At 73.6% G+C, this 14,979-nt stretch carries 17 protein-coding genes; 9 read left to right on the forward strand and 8 right to left on the reverse strand.

Annotated elements, in window-relative coordinates; translation table 11 throughout:
* Positions 1–286: 286 nt before the first annotated feature.
* The 7 genes from mshD to OG899_RS14615 form a co-directional block, all read right to left on the reverse strand.
* On the reverse strand, positions 287–1,207 hold the full coding sequence (gene mshD / locus OG899_RS14585; RefSeq protein ID WP_168131690.1) for a mycothiol synthase: 921 nt from the start codon (positions 1,205–1,207) through the stop codon (positions 287–289).
* Positions 1,208–1,273: 66 nt separating this feature from the next.
* Positions 1,274–2,767: a cell wall metabolism sensor histidine kinase WalK gene (locus OG899_RS14590; RefSeq protein ID WP_189427811.1), complete on the reverse strand. Its 1,494-nt coding sequence runs from the start codon at positions 2,765–2,767 to the stop codon at positions 1,274–1,276.
* The gene (locus OG899_RS14595; RefSeq protein ID WP_125497185.1) at positions 2,764–3,504 is read right to left on the reverse strand and encodes a response regulator transcription factor; all 741 of its coding nucleotides are present in this window, start codon (positions 3,502–3,504) and stop codon (positions 2,764–2,766) included. Before OG899_RS14595 ends, OG899_RS14590 begins: the two co-directional genes overlap by 4 nt.
* Positions 3,505–3,615: 111 nt before the next feature.
* Positions 3,616–3,843 (reverse strand): hypothetical protein, encoded by a 228-nt coding sequence (locus OG899_RS14600; RefSeq protein ID WP_125497184.1) that lies wholly within the window; start codon positions 3,841–3,843, stop codon positions 3,616–3,618.
* A 151-nt stretch (positions 3,844–3,994) separates the two neighbouring features.
* Entirely contained in the window at positions 3,995–5,152 is a 1,158-nt protein-coding gene (locus tag OG899_RS14605) for a S1C family serine protease (RefSeq protein ID WP_406311051.1), read from the reverse strand.
* A gap of 123 nt (positions 5,153–5,275) precedes the next feature.
* Entirely contained in the window at positions 5,276–6,298 is a 1,023-nt protein-coding gene (locus OG899_RS14610) for a LacI family DNA-binding transcriptional regulator (protein WP_125497182.1), read from the reverse strand.
* Between the two features lie 263 nt (positions 6,299–6,561).
* Positions 6,562–7,350: a response regulator transcription factor gene (locus tag OG899_RS14615; RefSeq protein ID WP_125497181.1), complete on the reverse strand. Its 789-nt coding sequence runs from the start codon at positions 7,348–7,350 to the stop codon at positions 6,562–6,564.
* A 320-nt stretch (positions 7,351–7,670) separates the two neighbouring features.
* Between OG899_RS14615 and OG899_RS14620 the strand changes: the two genes are divergently transcribed.
* The 8 genes from OG899_RS14620 to OG899_RS14655 all read left to right on the forward strand — a co-directional run bounded on the left by OG899_RS14620 (position 7,671) and on the right by OG899_RS14655 (position 13,578).
* Positions 7,671–8,552 (forward strand): alpha/beta hydrolase, encoded by an 882-nt coding sequence (locus OG899_RS14620; protein WP_125497180.1) that lies wholly within the window; start codon positions 7,671–7,673, stop codon positions 8,550–8,552.
* A 69-nt stretch (positions 8,553–8,621) separates the two neighbouring features.
* Positions 8,622–8,876 carry a MoaD/ThiS family protein gene (locus OG899_RS14625; protein ID WP_125497179.1) on the forward strand — a complete coding sequence of 85 codons (255 nt, stop codon included), beginning with the start codon at positions 8,622–8,624 and terminating at the stop codon, positions 8,874–8,876.
* 2 nt (positions 8,877–8,878) lie between these two features.
* On the forward strand, positions 8,879–10,402 hold the full coding sequence (locus OG899_RS14630; RefSeq protein ID WP_189427809.1) for a hypothetical protein: 1,524 nt from the start codon (positions 8,879–8,881) through the stop codon (positions 10,400–10,402).
* A 404-nt stretch (positions 10,403–10,806) separates the two neighbouring features.
* A complete protein-coding gene (locus tag OG899_RS14635) occupies positions 10,807–11,532 on the forward strand; it encodes a DUF2993 domain-containing protein (protein ID WP_125497178.1) in 726 nt (241 codons plus the stop codon).
* A gap of 176 nt (positions 11,533–11,708) precedes the next feature.
* On the forward strand, positions 11,709–11,816 hold the full coding sequence (locus OG899_RS14640) for an Ms5788A family Cys-rich leader peptide (RefSeq protein WP_356849752.1): 108 nt from the start codon (positions 11,709–11,711) through the stop codon (positions 11,814–11,816).
* 151 nt (positions 11,817–11,967) lie between these two features.
* On the forward strand, positions 11,968–12,813 hold the full coding sequence (locus OG899_RS14645; RefSeq protein ID WP_125497177.1) for a sulfurtransferase: 846 nt from the start codon (positions 11,968–11,970) through the stop codon (positions 12,811–12,813).
* Positions 12,814–12,871: 58 nt separating this feature from the next.
* The gene (locus tag OG899_RS14650) at positions 12,872–13,159 is read left to right on the forward strand and encodes a DUF1416 domain-containing protein (protein WP_125497176.1); all 288 of its coding nucleotides are present in this window, start codon (positions 12,872–12,874) and stop codon (positions 13,157–13,159) included.
* Between the two features lie 131 nt (positions 13,160–13,290).
* Positions 13,291–13,578 (forward strand): DUF3099 domain-containing protein, encoded by a 288-nt coding sequence (locus tag OG899_RS14655; protein WP_125497175.1) that lies wholly within the window; start codon positions 13,291–13,293, stop codon positions 13,576–13,578.
* Between the two features lie 113 nt (positions 13,579–13,691).
* Here OG899_RS14655 and OG899_RS14660 read toward each other — a convergent pair whose 3' ends face one another.
* Positions 13,692–14,054, reverse strand: a complete 363-nt coding sequence (locus tag OG899_RS14660) for a DsrE family protein (RefSeq protein ID WP_028421438.1) — start codon at positions 14,052–14,054, stop codon at positions 13,692–13,694.
* A gap of 313 nt (positions 14,055–14,367) precedes the next feature.
* Here OG899_RS14660 and OG899_RS14665 point away from each other — a divergent pair, with 313 nt between their 5' ends.
* A complete protein-coding gene (locus tag OG899_RS14665) occupies positions 14,368–14,943 on the forward strand; it encodes an FABP family protein (protein WP_125497174.1) in 576 nt (191 codons plus the stop codon).
* Positions 14,944–14,979: the final 36 nt, after the last annotated feature.

The raw sequence follows: 14,979 nt of genomic DNA on the forward strand, positions 1-14,979 counted from the left end.
GGGTTCGCCGGCCGGGGTGGCGGGCCGTGCCGCGTCGCCGGCCGTCCCGGCGCCGCCACGGCGTCCCGTTCCGGTGCGCGGCGCACGGCGCCGGACGGTCGTGCCCTGCCGGCCGGCCCGGTCCTGCGGGGTGCCGGGCGGGGAGGGCTCTGGCACAGCGGGTTCCATTGCGTGAGCGTCGCAAGGCCGTCCGAACGGCAGGTTACGGCTGCGTGACCTGCGGGAAAGCGCCGGGCGGCCCGCGGGCACCGACCCGCGGGCCGCCCGGGGCGGACCGGCCGCACGATCAGGTCTCGGTGCGGTACATCAGGTCCGTCTCGTACGTGGTGAAGCCGAGCCGCTCGTACACCGACACCGCCGCCTTGTTGTCGGCGTCGACGTAGAGCATGGCGGTCGGCAGGCCCTGGCCGGCCAGGTGCCGCAGGCCGATCACGGTGAGCGCCTTGCCCAGGCCGCCGCCCTGGGAGCCGGGCCGCACCCCGAGCACGTACACCTCGCCCAGCTGCTCCTCGGCGTGCACCTTGGTCCAGTGGAAGCCGATCAGCCGGCCGTCGCGTTCGGCGAGGAAGAAGCCGTCCGGGTCGAACCAGGGCTCGGCCTTGCGGTCGTCCAGGTCCCGCTGGGTCAGCGAGCCCTGCTCGGGGTGGTGGGCGAACGCCTCCGCGTTCAGCTCCAGCCAGGCGGCGTCGTCCTCGCCGGGCACGAAGGTGCGGACGGTGACGCCCTCGGGCAGCACCGGATCGGGCAGGTCGAAGCCGGTCAGCGGGCGGCGCATCTGGCGCAGCTCGCGGAACAGGGTCAGGCCGAGGACCTGGGACAGGTGCCGGGCGGCCGCGTGCCCGCCGTGCGCCCACACCCGCAGCCGCCTGCCGGAGGCGTCGAGCAGCGCGGTGCCCAGGGCCCGGCCGTGGCCGCGTCCACGGTGGGCGGGGTGGACGACCAGCTCGGCGGCGGGCGCCTCCACCGGGTCGGTGTCCTGCAACTGCGCATAGCCGACCAGCTCGTCGTCGGCGTACAGCAGCAGATGGGAGACGCCTTCCCGGGGGCCGCCGCGCAGCTGCAGCCGGCCCTGCTCGGACACCGCCTGCCGCCCGTCGGCACGGGCGGCCGCCGCCAGCAGGTCGCCGACGGCGTCGGCCTGGTCCGGGGAGAGTTCGGCGAGGGTCTGCGGTGCACGGGCCATCGGTGCGGTGTCGTCGCTGGTCATGCGACCGAGCGTACAGAGCGCGTGCACCGCCCGCCGCCGTGTCCGCCACGCCCGTGGGACGGGCGATCAACGCGGCTGGTCCGCGGGGTGGGCGGGCAGCTCCGGGGGCGGGGTCGGGGCGCCGGGCAGCCGGAGTGTGGCGACGGTGCCGCCGCCCTCGGCCGGGGCGAGACGGACCTCGCCGCCGGCCTGCTGGACGGTGCGGGCCACGATGGACAGACCCAGGCCCGAGCCGGGCAGGGCGCGGGCGCTGGGGGAGCGCCAGAACCGGTCGAAGACATGGGGGAGTTCCTCCTCCGCGATGCCCGGGCCGTGGTCCCGCACGGTCAGCTCGCCGGCGTGCAGCCGCACCTCGACGGTGCCGCCGTCGGGGCTGAACTTCACCGCGTTGTCCAGGATGTTGACCACCGCCCGCTCCAGCGCGGCCGGCTCCCCGCGCACGTACCAGTCGTCCAGCTCGGCGGTGATGATCAGCTCCGGGCCGCGCAGCCGGGCGCGGCGCAGCGCCTCCTGCACGGTGTCGTGGAAGGCGATCACCTGGATCCGTTCGCCGCGCTGGCCCTCGGAGCGGGACAGCTCCTGCAGGTCGCCGATGAGCGAGGCCAGCTCGGTCATCTGTGCCTTGACCGAGGCGAGCAGCGCCTTGCGGTCCGCCTCGGGCAGCGGGCGGCCCGTCTCCTCGCTGCGGCTGAGCAGTTCGATGTTGGTGCGCAGCGAGGTCAGCGGGGTCCGCAGCTCGTGCCCGGCGTCCGCGATCAGCTGCTGCTGCAGCTCCCGGGAGGACGCCAGGGAGGCGGTCATGGAGTTGAAGGACCTCGACAGGCGGGCGATCTCGTCCTCGCTGTCGTCCTCCACGGGGATCCGGATGGTCAGGTCCTCGGTGCGGGCGACATGTTCCACGGCCTCGGTGAGCCGGTCCACGGGGCGCAGCCCGGCCCGGGCGACGGCCAGGCCCGCGGCGCCCGCGCCGACCACTCCTATGCCGGAGACCAGCAGCAGGATCAGCGCCAGGTCCTTCAGCGTCGCCTGGGTGCTCTTCAGCGGGCTGGCCACGAGCAGCGCGGTGCCGGGGAACAGGTGCGGCTGGTCGCCCAGGCCCTGGGTGACGATCAGCGGCAGGGTGAGGACCCGCACCGCGTTGCCGTCGCCGTCGACGCCGTTGCGGAACACCAGCCGGCCCTCGCCGGCCGCCGCCTCGCGGATCACGGCCTTGTCGGAGGCGGTCACCTTCACCACGCCCGCCGAGTTGGAGGAGACGCACGCCGTCCCGTCCGCCTTCACCAGCTGCAGGTAGTAGGCGTCCCGGGTGCGCAGCTCGTTGGGGGTGGTCTCGGGGATCTGGGTGCAGTCGGCGAGGGCGCCGACCACCTCCGAGTACTGCTGCGGACGTTTCGTGGCCTGCTTCAGGTCGTCGTCGACCTGGTCGTACAGCTTGCCCTGGACGAGGAACCAGCAGGTGACCGACACCGCGGCCACGCCGAACGCCACCGCCGCCGCGACCAGCAGGGCCAGCCGCGAGCGGATCGGCAGCGACCGGAAGCGGCGCCGCAGTGCGTTCACTCCGCGCCGCCCTGCCGCAGCACGTACCCGACGCCGCGCACCGTGTGCACCAGACGCGGCTCGCCGCCGGCCTCGGTCTTGCGGCGCAGGTACATCACGTACACGTCCAGGGAGTTCGACGACGGCTCGAAGTCGAAGCCCCACACCGCCTTCAGGATCTGCTCACGGGTGAGCACCTGCCGCGGGTGGGCCATGAACATCTCCAGCAGCGTGAACTCGGTGCGGGTCAGCTCCACCGGGCGGCTGCCGCGGGTGACCTCGCGGGTGGCGAGGTCCATGCGCAGGTCGGCGAAGGTGAGCACGTCGTCGTCCTCGGCCGCGCCCGACACGGCCTTGGCGTAGGAGCTGCGGCGCAGCAGGGCGCGGATCCGGGCGAACAGCTCGTCCAGTTCGAACGGCTTGACCAGGTAGTCGTCGGCGCCGGCGTCCAGGCCGGTGACGCGGTCGCCGACGGTGTCGCGGGCGGTGAGCATCAGCACCGGGGTGGTGTCGCCGGCGGCGCGCATCCGGCGGGCGGCGGTCAGGCCGTCCATACGGGGCATCTGGATGTCGAGGACCACCAGGTCCGGCCGGTAGGTGTCGGCCTTCTGCAGTGCCTCGGCGCCGTCGGCGGCGACCTCGGTGTCGTACCCCTCGAAGGCCAGGCTGCGCTGGAGTGCTTCGCGCACCGCGGGCTCGTCGTCGACGATCAGGATGCGCTGCGGGTCACGGTCACGGTCGCCGTCGGCGGGGCTCATCGCTCGCAGTTCCTCGGTTTCCTCGTCGGTCGTCGGGGACTCTCTCAGCCTCCCACGTCCCGCCGCGGCGGGACGCCCACCGGCCCCGGCTGCCGTGGGCCGCGGGACGGCTCAGGCCGCGATCGCGGTGAGGCGGTGCAGCGGCACCTTGGCGCGGCGCGGGCGGACGGCCGGGGTGCGCAGCCCCATCAGTTCGGGCACCGCCACGACTCGCGGGGCGCCGGCGGACGGGCGGTGCAGGTCCTCGGCGACGACGACGGCGAGGGCGATGCCCTGGGGGCGGCCGGCGTCGGCGGTGTCGGCCTTGGCGTGCACAACCGGGTGGATCGTGGCGTACATGGCGTACTCCTTGTCGTGCGGGCTGCCGTTCGTCGTGCTGGTCGTCGTGCGGGGTGCCGTTCGTCGTGCTGGTCGTCGTGCGGGCTGCCGTTCGTCGTGCGGGCTGCCGTGGAGGAGTCCTCGCCGCCGGGCCGGGCCGCGGCGGCACCCGTCAGCTCCGGGCGCCGGAGCGCAGCTGGGCCAGGTCGGCCTTGACGGTGTTGATCGGGATGGCGAAGCCCAGGCCCACGCTGCCGGCACCGGAGGAGTCCGAGCCGGAGGCCGCGTACATCGCCGAGTTGATGCCGATGACGTTGCCGTGCGCATCGATCAGCGCACCGCCGGAGTTGCCGGGGTTCAGGGAGGCGTCGGTCTGGATGGCCTTGTAGGTGGTGGTGGAGGAGCCGGGGTCGCCGTTGAAGTGACGGCCGCCGAACTCGAACGGCCACCAGCCGCCGTCCTGGCTCCGGTTCTCGTCGGTGGACACGGTGACGTCCCGGTTCAGGGCGGAGACGATGCCGGCGGTGACGGTGCCGGTCAGGCCCTCGGGTGAGCCGATGGCGACGACCGGGTCGCCCACCGCGACCCCGTCGGAGTCGCCGAGGGCGGCCGCCTTCAGACCGGAGGCACCGTCCGCCCGGACGAGGGCGAGGTCCTTGGAGCTGTCGGTGCCGACGACCCGCGCGTCGTAGCTGCGGCCGTCGCTGGTGCGCACCCGGACGGAGCCGGCGTTCGCTATGACGTGGTTGTTGGTGAGGATCTCGCCACCGCTGCTGATGATCACACCGGAGCCGGTGGAGGTGCCGTTCGGCAGGGACGCGGTGATCTCCACGACGCTGGGGCTGACCGCCTCGGCGATCGCGGCGATGCTGCCGCGCTCGCCGGTGGGCACCACGTCGGTGCTGGTGGCGCTGGAGGCGACCGTGTCGTGGCCGGTCAGCTCCTGGAGGGCGTACGCGGTGCCGCCGCCGACGGCCGCCGCGGCGATCGCCACGGCGGCGAGCAGGGCGAGCGGCCCCTTGGCGCGCTTCTTCGGCGCGGGCGCGGCGGCGGGCGGCACGGGCGGCACGGGCGGGACACTCGGTCCGGCCGGTCCGGCCGGACCGCCGGGCGCGCCGTAGGAGGGGAGCACCGCGGTCGGCAGCACGGCGGTGCCGTCGCCCCCCTGCGCCTGCCCGCCGTGGGAGGGGACCGCGGAGCCGGCCGGCGGGGGCGGCCACTCCGCGCTGGCGTCGAACGAGGCGTGCTGCTGCCGGTACGGGGACGGAGTGGCGCCCTCGCTCGGCGAGGGCTGGGCGTACGCGTCGCTGCGGCGGATGCTCTCGGTCATGTCAGTGAGAGTGACCCGGGATCATGAGAGCCGCCTGAGTGCTCGCTGAGAAGCCCGGCAGAACCTTGTAGGCGCGCCATGAGGACGCAGGCCCGGCGGCTGCCGGTGCCGCCGCCGGGGCGGCTACGCGCAGCCGCAGGAGCGGCGGACGACCAGACGGGACGGGAAGACCTTCAGCCGCTCCCGCCGGGACCCGGCGAACCGCGGCCCGTCGTCCAGCACCAGGTCCACGGCCGCGCGGGCCATCGCCGACCGGTCGGAGGCGACCGTGGTCAGCGGCGGGTCCGCCAGCGCCGCCTCCTTGATGTCGTCGAACCCGGCCACCGCCAGCTCGCCCGGCACGTCGATGCGCAGCTCCCGGGCCGCCCGCAGCAGACCGATCGCCTGGTCGTCGGTGGAGCAGAAGACCGCCGGGGGACGGTCGGGGCCGGAGAGCAGGTCCAGGGCGACGCGGTAGGCGTCGTAGCGGTTGTACGGCGCCTGGAACAGCCGGCCCTCGGTGGACAGCCCGGCCTCGGCCATGGCGCGCCGCCACCCCTCGACGTGGTCGGAGACCGGGTCGCCCACGGGCGGGGTCTCCGCGGTGCCGCCCATGCAGGCGACGTACTCGTAGCCGTGCTCCAGCAGGTGCCGCACGGCCAGCTGGGCGCCGCCCAGGTCGTCGGTGACCACGGCGACGTCGTCGATGGCCTCCGGGCGCTCGTGCAGCAGCACCACCCGGGCGTCCCAGGCCTCGATCTCGGCGGCCGCGAGGTCGTTCAGCGCGTGCGAGACGAGGATCATGCCGGAGACCCGCATCCCGAGGAAGGCCCGCAGATAGTGGACCTCGCGTTCGGCGACGTAGTCGCTGTTGCCGACCAGGACCATCTTGCCGCGCTCGGCGGCGGCCCACTCCACGGCGTGCGCCATCTCCCCGAAGAACGGCTGCCGGGCGTCGGGGATGATCAGGCCTATCAGGTCCGTGCGGCGGGAGGCCATGGCCTGGGCGACCCGGTCGGGCCGGTAGCCCAGCTGTTTGATCGCGGCGAGGACGCGCTCACGGGTGGCCGGGGCGACCGGCCGGGGTCCGTTGTTGATGACATAGCTGACCACGGCGGTGGAGGTCCCCGCCAGCTTCGCCACGTCGTCTCTGGTCACCTTGGCCACGCGCGGAGTCTACGCGGATGGACCGCCTTCTGGGCAGCTGTTTCGCGTCGTGGATGGGGCGGACGCAACGGCCGGCACAGGCCGTGGGCGCCCGGCGCGGGGCGTCATCGCCTCCGCCCGGGCGCCCGCTGTCGCCCGGGGCGGGCGTCCGGCGTCCGCCCGCCGTGCGCCCCGGTCGGGCGGCACGAAGGCGGCGACGACGCGGGCGCGACGGGGCCCCTCACCGGCGGGGAAGCGCGGTGCGGGCCCCGGCCGTCCGACGCTCAGGTCTTCGCGCGTGCCTTGGCCGGAGCCGGGGCGTCGGCGTCCTGCGCCCGGTGGTCCGCCTTGCGCCGCTCCGCCTTCGGCTTCGCCGCGCTCTCCTCGGTCCCGCGCTCGGTCTTCTCCGGTGTGACGAAGCGGTAGCCGACGTTGCGCACGGTGCCGATCAGCGACTCGTGCTCCGGGCCCAGCTTGGCGCGCAGCCGCCGGACGTGGACGTCGACCGTCCGGGTGCCGCCGAAGTAGTCGTAGCCCCAGACCTCCTGCAGCAGCTGGGCGCGGGTGAAGACCCGGCCGGGGTGCTGCGCGAGGTACTTGAGCAGCTCGAACTCCTTGAAGGTCAGGTCCAGGACCCGGCCCTTGAGCTTGGCGGAGTACGTCGCCTCGTCCACGGACAGATCGCCGTTGCGGATCTCCATCGGCATGTCGGCGCCCGCCATCTGCTGCCGGCCCAGGGCCAGCCGCAGCCGGGCCTCGACCTCCGCGGGACCGGCGGTGTCCAGCAGCACGTCGTCGATGCCCCAGTCCGCGGTCACGGCCGCCAGACCGCCCTCGGTCACCACGAGGATCAGGGGGCATCCGGGCCCGGTGGAGCGCAGCAGCTGGCACAGGCTGCGCACCTGCGGCAGATCACGCCGCCCGTCGATCAGGATGACGTCCGCACCCGGGGTGTCGACCAGAGCCGGTCCCTCCGCCGGGGCCACCCGGACGTTGTGCAGCAGCAGCCCCAGGGCCGGCAGCACCTCGGTCGACGGCTGGAGGGCGTTGGTCAGCAGCAGCAGAGAGCTCACGACGCCCCACCTGCCCGGGTCGTCGTATGGTCGTGCACGGTTCGCTCGTCCATGGCGTCTGGTTCCTCCTCGGGTCCCGGCGGCGGGGGCACCGCCCACGCGTCGAGCTATGGGGGAGTGTGTGTGCGGCTCTGCTTCGTCGGTTCGTTCCTGCTGGTGCGAATCCCGCGCCCCTGGGACCCGCCGCGGTCCGGGTGGACCGCTATGCGATCGACGGCCCGTACACCTGCGGTTTCCCGCGTCGTATACGACGCTGCCCGAAAGCACGAAAGGACCCGGTGGCGTCTTCGCCCGAGTCCTCTTCCCAGCAGAATAGCCGCATGAGCTGGCCATCGGCAGGACTTGTGACGTGTTCGACGGACGTCCCGCGGAGCGAGACAGGGGCGTGGACGCGTCGGCGCACCGTCCTGCGCACCTCGGACGGGGTGGCGCTCGACGCCCGGTACGAGCCGGGCCCGCACGGCGCGGACCCCGACCGGGTGTTCGTGGTCGCGCACGGCTTCACCGGCGACCTCGACCGGCCGCACGTCCGCCGGGTGGCGCGGATCCTCTCCGGCCACGGGGCCGTGGTCACGTTCTCCTTCCGGGGCCACGGCGCCTCCGGCGGGCGCTCCACGGTCGGGGACCGCGAGGTGCTGGACCTGGCGGCGGCGGTGGCCTGGGCGCGCTCCTTCGGCCACGGGCACGTGACCACGGTCGGCTTCTCCATGGGCGGCTCGGTGGTGCTGCGGCACGCGGCCCTGTTCCGGCGCGAGCACGCCGACGGCACCGGGCCGACCGGCGGCCCGCGGGAGGGCGTGGTGGAGAACACCTGGACGGACGCGGTCGTCTCGGTGAGCGCACCGGCCCGGTGGTACTACCGGGGGACCGCCCCCATGCGCCGGCTGCACTGGCTGGTCCTGCGCCCCGAGGGCCGCCTGCTCAGCCGCTACGGCCTGCGCACCCGCATCCACCACCGCGACTGGGATCCCGTGCCGCTGTCCCCGGTCGAGGCGGTGCCGCGCATCGCGCCCACCCCGCTGCTGATCGTGCACGGCGACCGGGACGCCTACTTCCCCCTCGACCACCCGCGGATGCTCGCCGAGGCCGCCGGTGACCACGCAGAACTCTGGCTGGAGCCCGGCATGGGGCACGCCGAGAACGCCGCCGGCGACGAGCTGCTGCACCGCATCGCGCGCTGGGCCTCGGCGGCGGCGGGCTAGCCTGACCCTGTGTCGACCACCGGTTCACCGGTCGGTCACCGGTGCGAAGCCGAGAAGCGAAGGAACGGGATGGCAAAGGTCACGGTGCGCTACTGGGCGGCGGCGAAGGCCGCGGCCGGGGTCGCCGAGGAACCGTGCGAGGCGGAGACGCTCGCCGACGCGCTGGCCGCGGTGCGCGAGCAGCACCCCGGTGAACTCGTCCGCGTGCTGCGGCGCTGCTCGTTCCTCGTCGACGGCGACCCGGTGGGCACGCGCGCACATGAGACAGTACGGCTGACCGAGGGCGGCACGGTCGAGGTGCTCCCCCCGTTCGCAGGAGGGTGAGGATGGCCGACCGGCCGTATGAGCAAGGGGCCGCGTACGAGGGGCCCGAGGGCCAGGCGTCCTACGGAGGGGCTCCGTACCAGGGCGGCACCGCGGGGGCGTACGGCGGCTCGTTCGGCGGCGCGTACCAGGGCGCGTACGGCGAGCCCCAGGCGCAGGCACCGGCACACCCGCAGGCACCGCAGCAGTCGTGGCCGCAGCCGGAGACGTACGCACAGCCGTCCCCCGCCCAGGCCCAGGCGCAGGGCTACGGGCAGGCGGCTCACGGTCAGGCGGGCTACGGGCAGACGTCGTATCCGTCGCAGCAGCAGCCGTCCCCTGCGCAAGGTTTCGGGCAGTCCTACCCGTCGCCGCCGCAGTCACCGTCGCAGCCGTCCGCGGCACAGGACTACGGACAGGCGTTCCCGTCCGCGACGGGGCAGCAGCCGTCCGCCGCGCAGGCGTGGCCCGGGCAGCAGCAGGGCGCGGACGACGCGCAGCAGGCCGATCCGTACACCCAGCGCTGGCAGGGGCAGACCTGGGAGACCCAGACGCACGCGCGGCCCGTCGTCGCGGACCCGGCCGCACAGACCGCGTACCTGCCCGCGCTGGACGGCACCCAGACCCCCGGCGCCGCCGCCTCCGTAACCCCCGCCGCCTCCGGCACGCCCGCCGCCTCCGGCACCCCCGTCGCATCCCCGGCCGGCACCGGCGCCCCCGCGCAGCCGGCCGCCCCCGCGCAGCCGGCCGAGCCCGCCTACGGCCCGGCCACCCTGGCCGGGAACGCCCGGATCACCGACGCCCAGCGGGCCCGGGCCGAGGGCCGCTCCCCGATCATCGAGCCGGGCATCCAGCCGGCCGGGCTGACCGCCCTGCTCGGACTGCTGCTGGCCGGCGCGGCGGAGATCGGCACCTACGCGCTGCTGGTGCCGCTGGTGGTGCTCCAGGCCGTGACGGCGGCCGGCTGGTTCCGGCTGAACGGCATGTGGCCCGCCCGGCAGGGCATCGCCCTCGGCTTCGCGGGCGCACTCGTCGCGGACGTCGCGGTGCTGGCCGCGGGCACCGATCACGCGCCCGCCGCGATCATGGGCACGCTCGGGGTGTGGGTGCTGCTGTCCCTGGTGCTCCAGCTGCGCTCCCAGGCCGACCCGGACGAACGGATGTACGGCCTGATGGCGACCGTCGCCTCCGCGGCGCTGGCGATCATGGCCACCGGCTATCTGGCCGGGGAGGCGCACGCCGTCGCGGTCGGCGCGATCGCGGTCGCCGTGGCCGCCGTGGTGCGGGCGCTGCCGATGGCGACGGTGGCCTCGGCGGTGGTCTCGCTGCTCGTGGCGGCCGGTGCGGGCCTCGCGGTCGGCGGCATGACGGACCTGGGCGTACGGGGCGCGCTGCTCGGCGCCGCCGCGGCCGCCTGCGGCCTGATCGGGCACCGCACGGCCAGCTACGACTACCCCTCGCGGTTCGTGCACTTCACGGCCGGGGTGGCACTGCCGCTGACGGCGGCGGCCCCGGTGGTGTGGCTGCTGGGCCACGCCCTGGTCTGACGGCACGCGGCCCTCGGGATGCCCCGGGGGCCGTACGCCGTTCGTCCGGGGGCGCGCCTGGGGAGCGGCGCGGTCCGCACACCCTGCTCGTCCGGGGGCGGCGCGGTCCGCACGTCCTGCTCGTCCGGGGAGCGGCGCGGTCCGCACACCCTGCTCGTCCGGGGGGCGGCGCGGTCCGCACGTCCGGTTCGCCCGGAGCCGTACGACCCGCCGCCCGCCGACCGGGCCCCGCCCCGCCCGGTGCGCGGCCCCCGTCTCCCTCACCCGCGGCCGCCGACACGGCCGTGTGCGGGGCATGTCACAGCTGATCGACAAAATTCCGGCCACCGCCGGGCCGCGAGTTACGCTGCGCCCGCGGGACGACCACCCGGACGTCCTGGACCGCCGAGGTGGGGGAACACCGGATGCGCTCGCTGCGAGTACTGCTGATCGTCGTCGTGATCCTGGGCGTGCTGTTCGTGATCGTGGACCGGGTCGCGGTGCACTTCGCGGAGGGCCAGGTGGCCGACCGGCTGCGCAGCTCCGAGCACCTGGCGAGCACCCCGGACGTGTCCATCGAAGGCTTCCCCTTCCTCACCCAGCTCGCGGGCGGCGAGCTGGACGACGTCGAGGTCGGCATCGAAACCCTCGAGGCGCCGACCGGCACCGCCGGGCGGACCCTCCGCATCGACGACCTGCACGCCGAGATGAAAGGCGTGCGGTTCTCCGGCGACTACAGCTCGGCCACCGCCGACTCGGCCACCGGCACCGCCACCATCGCCTACGACGAGCTGCTCAAGGCGGTCAAGCCGGAGCCCACCGACATCGGTCTCGGCGTCACGGCCCAGGTGGTGGGCCTGTCCGACGGCGGCAACGGCAAGATCAAGGTCGCGGTGAAGGTCTCCGTGCTGCCCACGCCGGTGTCCGTGCTCGGCTCGGTCAGCGTCAAGAACGACCGTCTGCAGGTCCACGCCGACTCGCTGCCCAGGCTGCTGCCCCAGCAGCTGGTCGACAGCCGGGTCCGTGAGATCACCGACTTCCAGCAGGCCGTCGACACGCTGCCCGGCGGCATCCGGCTGGACTCGGTGCGGGCGGAGAAGGACGGCGTGCACATCACGGTGAAGGGTTCGCACGTCAGGCTGGCCGGGTAGTGTCCGTCAGACGAGACGGCGGCGTCCGCACAGAGACCGCGGCGGTCTCGGGACGCCGGTCCGGCTCCCCGCGCCGGCGGCCCGGCGGGCGGAGGGGTCCCGTATATCGGATGATTGCGTCTCATCATGCGACACACCGGTGACACGCCCCCCTCGGGCTCCCTACGATCGACCGCATGCGGTGCCAGACGAGTGTCCTCAGGTCACGGGGACAGGCGGATCTCACGAAGCGGCGGGCAGTAGACCTGTGCCGCGTCGCCGCCATGCTCTGTCGCCCCTTCTGAGTAGTGCGGGAGTCGTGTCTCCCGTGTCCGTCCGGCCCCGCGCCCGATCCGGGGCCGTCCACGCGCCCCGTACGCCGGCCTCGGCGGCCGCGCGTCCGCGCGTCTCTTCGCACCCGTTGCCCCGCCGTAACTGCCCCGGAGGAGATTGAGCATGAGCCGTAGCGACGTCCTGGTCGACGCCGACTGGCTGCAGGAGCACCTGGACGACCCGAGCATCGTCATCGTCGAGGTGGACGAGGACACCTCGGCTTACGACAAGAACCACATCAAGAACGCCATCCGGATCGACTGGACCAAGGACCTCCAGGACCCGGTGCGCCGTGACTTCATCGACCAGGCCGGCTTCGAGAAGCTCCTGTCGGAGAAGGGCATCGCCAACGACCACACGGTGATCCTCTACGGCGGCAACAACAACTGGTTCGCGGCGTACGCCTACTGGTACTTCAAGCTCTACGGCCACGAGAACGTCAAGCTCCTCGACGGCGGCCGCAAGAAGTGGGAGCTGGACGCCCGCGAGCTGGTCGACGGCTCCGAGGTGCCCGAGCGCCCGAAGACCGAGTACAAGGCCAAGCCGCAGGACACCTCCATCCGCGCCTTCCGCGACGACGTGGTGAAGGCGATCGGCGTGCAGAACCTGGTCGACGTCCGCTCGCCCGACGAGTTCTCCGGCAAGCTGCTCGCCCCGGCCCACCTGCCGCAGGAGCAGTCGCAGCGTCCCGGCCACGTGCCGACCGCGAAGAACATCCCGTGGTCCAAGAACGCCAACGACGACGGCACCTTCAAGTCGGACGAGGAGCTCAAGGCCCTCTACGCCGAGGAGAACGTCGACCTCGGCAAGGACACCATCGCCTACTGCCGCATCGGTGAGCGTTCCGCGCTGACCTGGTTCGTGCTGCACGAGCTGCTCGGCGTGCCGAACGTGAAGAACTACGACGGTTCCTGGACCGAGTACGGCTCCCTGGTCGGCGTGCCGATCGAGCTGGGCTCCGGCAAGTAGGCCGCACGCGGCGGATCCGACCCCACGACCTTCCCCGACCCCCGATCAGGAGTACGACATGTGTGGAGCGAAGGCCGGCGGCCCCGACGCCTCGTCCATCCGGCCCGGTGAGACGACCATCCAGGGCCAGGTGACCCGCGACGGCGAGCCGGTGGCCGGCTACGTCCGGCTGCTGGATGCCACCGGCGAGTTCACCGCGGAGGTCCCCACCTCCGCCACCGGCCAGTTCCGGTTCTACGCGGCGGAGGGCACCTGGACCGTGCGCGCCCTCGTCCCCGGTGCCACCGTCGACCGCACGGTCGTCGCCCAGAAGGGCGGTCTGGCGGAGGTCGCGATCGCGGTCTGAGACCCCGGCCGGCCTGGGGCCGCATCCCGGAGTCACACCCCGGGGCGCGGCCCCTCGGCATGCCCGCCGACGTCCGCCGATGCCCGGCGGCGACCGACGCACATCCGTGCGAACCGCCCTATCCTGGACATGTGTACGCACGACGCCGGCACGCGTATTTCGCCTTGATGGGCACGTGCATCACGCTGTTCGTCCTGGCGTGGGCGGTCGTGCGCCTGTGGTCGGTCACCGCCGCCGTCGCCATGTGCCTGGTCGCCATGGTGATCCCGCCGGTCGCCGCCGTCGTCGCCAACCGCCGCGGCCCCGACGACCGCTGGTGGGACGACCCCTCGGGCGATCCGCAGTCCGATGAGTGGTGGGACGAACTCGACGGCAAGAAGCGGCCCCGCGACGACCACCGCCGGGACAACCGCTCGTGATCCGCGCCCACGCCTTTGCCCACGTCTCCGGCCGCGTGCTGCCCGCATCCGCGCCCACACGGTGCCCGCACGGCTCAGCAGGCCGACGGCTGCGTGCAGCGCCCGCGTGCGGCTCAGTAGACCAGCGCCTGCGTGTCCTCGCCCAGCGCCTCCTGCACGAAGACCTGCGCCCCGGCGATCCGCACGCCTTCGATCACGTCCTTCTCGGTGATCTCCCGACGGGCCGCGCACTGGGTGCACAGGGTGATCCGGCCGGCTGCGAGGATCGAGTCGATCAGGTCCGGCAGCGGCGCGGCGTGCGGCAGCTCGAACTCGGCGGCGCGCCCCGGCAGCGCGAACCAGGACGACTCCCCGGTCAGCCACAGCGAGACGTCGACACCGCTGGCCACGGCCACCGCCGCGACGGTGAACGCCTGCGAGCACCGCTCCGGGGCGTCCGCTCCCGCCGTCACCTTGATCACGAGCTTCTTCGCCATGGCGGAATCGTAGTCACGCCCGGCCCGGGACGGCCGACGACGGCCGCTCGGCGCTGCGCACCGGCCCGGCGGCCGCACGAGGGAGCACCTCCGCACGTGCGCCGACGGCGGCCCGACTAAGCTGGCCTCCGGCCCCTGGTACGCACGTACCGCACCGCGCTCGACAAGGAGCACTCCCGTGGAGATCTTCTTCGAAACCCTGCTGGTCCTGGTCTGCGTCGGCGTCCTCGCCTTCGCCTACCTGACCGTGAAGAAGCTGTACCAGGGCCAGCGCTGACCCCGACCAGCTGACCCCGACCAGAAAACGCCGCTCATGATCGAGATTCCGTCCGACCTCCACAAGGACCTGGTCCCGCTCGCCTTCCTCCTCGGCGACTGGGCCGGCGCCGGTGTGCACGACTTCCCCGGGGCCGAGAAGTGCAACTTCGGCCAGGAGGTCACCTTCACCCACGACGGCCGGAACTTCCTGGAGTACCACTCCCGTACCTGGGTGCTGGACAACGACGGCAACAAGGTCAAGCCGCTGGAGAACGAGCACGGCTTCTGGCGGGTCGACGCCGAGCGCAAGGTCGAGGTCACGATGACCCGCGACGACGGCGTCGTCGAGGTCTGGTACGGCGAGCTTGCCCACAAGAAGCCGCAGATCGACCTGGTGACGGACGCCGTGGCGCGCACCCCCGGCTCCCGGCCCTACACGGGCGGCAAGCGGCTGTACGGCTACGTCAAGGGCGACCTGATGTGGGTCGGCGAGAAGACGACCCCCGAGGTGGCGCTGCGGCCGTACATGTCGGCCCATCTGAAGAAGGTCGTCACCCCCGAGGACGTCGAACGCTGGGCGAAGGCCCTCCCGGACGACCTGCCGGACGACGGGATCGCCTTCTTCAAGTAGTCCGGACAGCCCTCACGCGGTCCGGATCCCGCAGGA

Source organism: Streptomyces thermoviolaceus (assembly GCF_045209695.1).
GTDB lineage: Bacteria > Actinomycetota > Actinomycetes > Streptomycetales > Streptomycetaceae > Streptomyces > Streptomyces thermoviolaceus.

Coding starts and splice junctions, on each gene's coding strand:
- OG899_RS14635 (WP_125497178.1), top strand. CDS start 10,807: ATGCGCTCGCTGCGAGTACTGCTGATCGTCGTCGTGATCCTGGGCGTG.
- OG899_RS14665 (WP_125497174.1), top strand. CDS start 14,368: ATGATCGAGATTCCGTCCGACCTCCACAAGGACCTGGTCCCGCTCGCC.
- OG899_RS14630 (WP_189427809.1), top strand. CDS start 8,879: ATGGCCGACCGGCCGTATGAGCAAGGGGCCGCGTACGAGGGGCCCGAG.
- OG899_RS14660 (WP_028421438.1), bottom strand. CDS start 14,054: ATGGCGAAGAAGCTCGTGATCAAGGTGACGGCGGGAGCGGACGCCCCG.
- OG899_RS14640 (WP_356849752.1), top strand. CDS start 11,709: ATGCGGTGCCAGACGAGTGTCCTCAGGTCACGGGGACAGGCGGATCTC.
- OG899_RS14600 (WP_125497184.1), bottom strand. CDS start 3,843: ATGTACGCCACGATCCACCCGGTTGTGCACGCCAAGGCCGACACCGCC.
- OG899_RS14595 (WP_125497185.1), bottom strand. CDS start 3,504: ATGAGCCCCGCCGACGGCGACCGTGACCGTGACCCGCAGCGCATCCTG.
- OG899_RS14605 (WP_406311051.1), bottom strand. CDS start 5,152: ATGACCGAGAGCATCCGCCGCAGCGACGCGTACGCCCAGCCCTCGCCG.
- OG899_RS14620 (WP_125497180.1), top strand. CDS start 7,671: ATGAGCTGGCCATCGGCAGGACTTGTGACGTGTTCGACGGACGTCCCG.
- OG899_RS14650 (WP_125497176.1), top strand. CDS start 12,872: ATGTGTGGAGCGAAGGCCGGCGGCCCCGACGCCTCGTCCATCCGGCCC.
- OG899_RS14625 (WP_125497179.1), top strand. CDS start 8,622: ATGGCAAAGGTCACGGTGCGCTACTGGGCGGCGGCGAAGGCCGCGGCC.
- OG899_RS14645 (WP_125497177.1), top strand. CDS start 11,968: ATGAGCCGTAGCGACGTCCTGGTCGACGCCGACTGGCTGCAGGAGCAC.
- mshD (WP_168131690.1), bottom strand. CDS start 1,207: ATGACCAGCGACGACACCGCACCGATGGCCCGTGCACCGCAGACCCTC.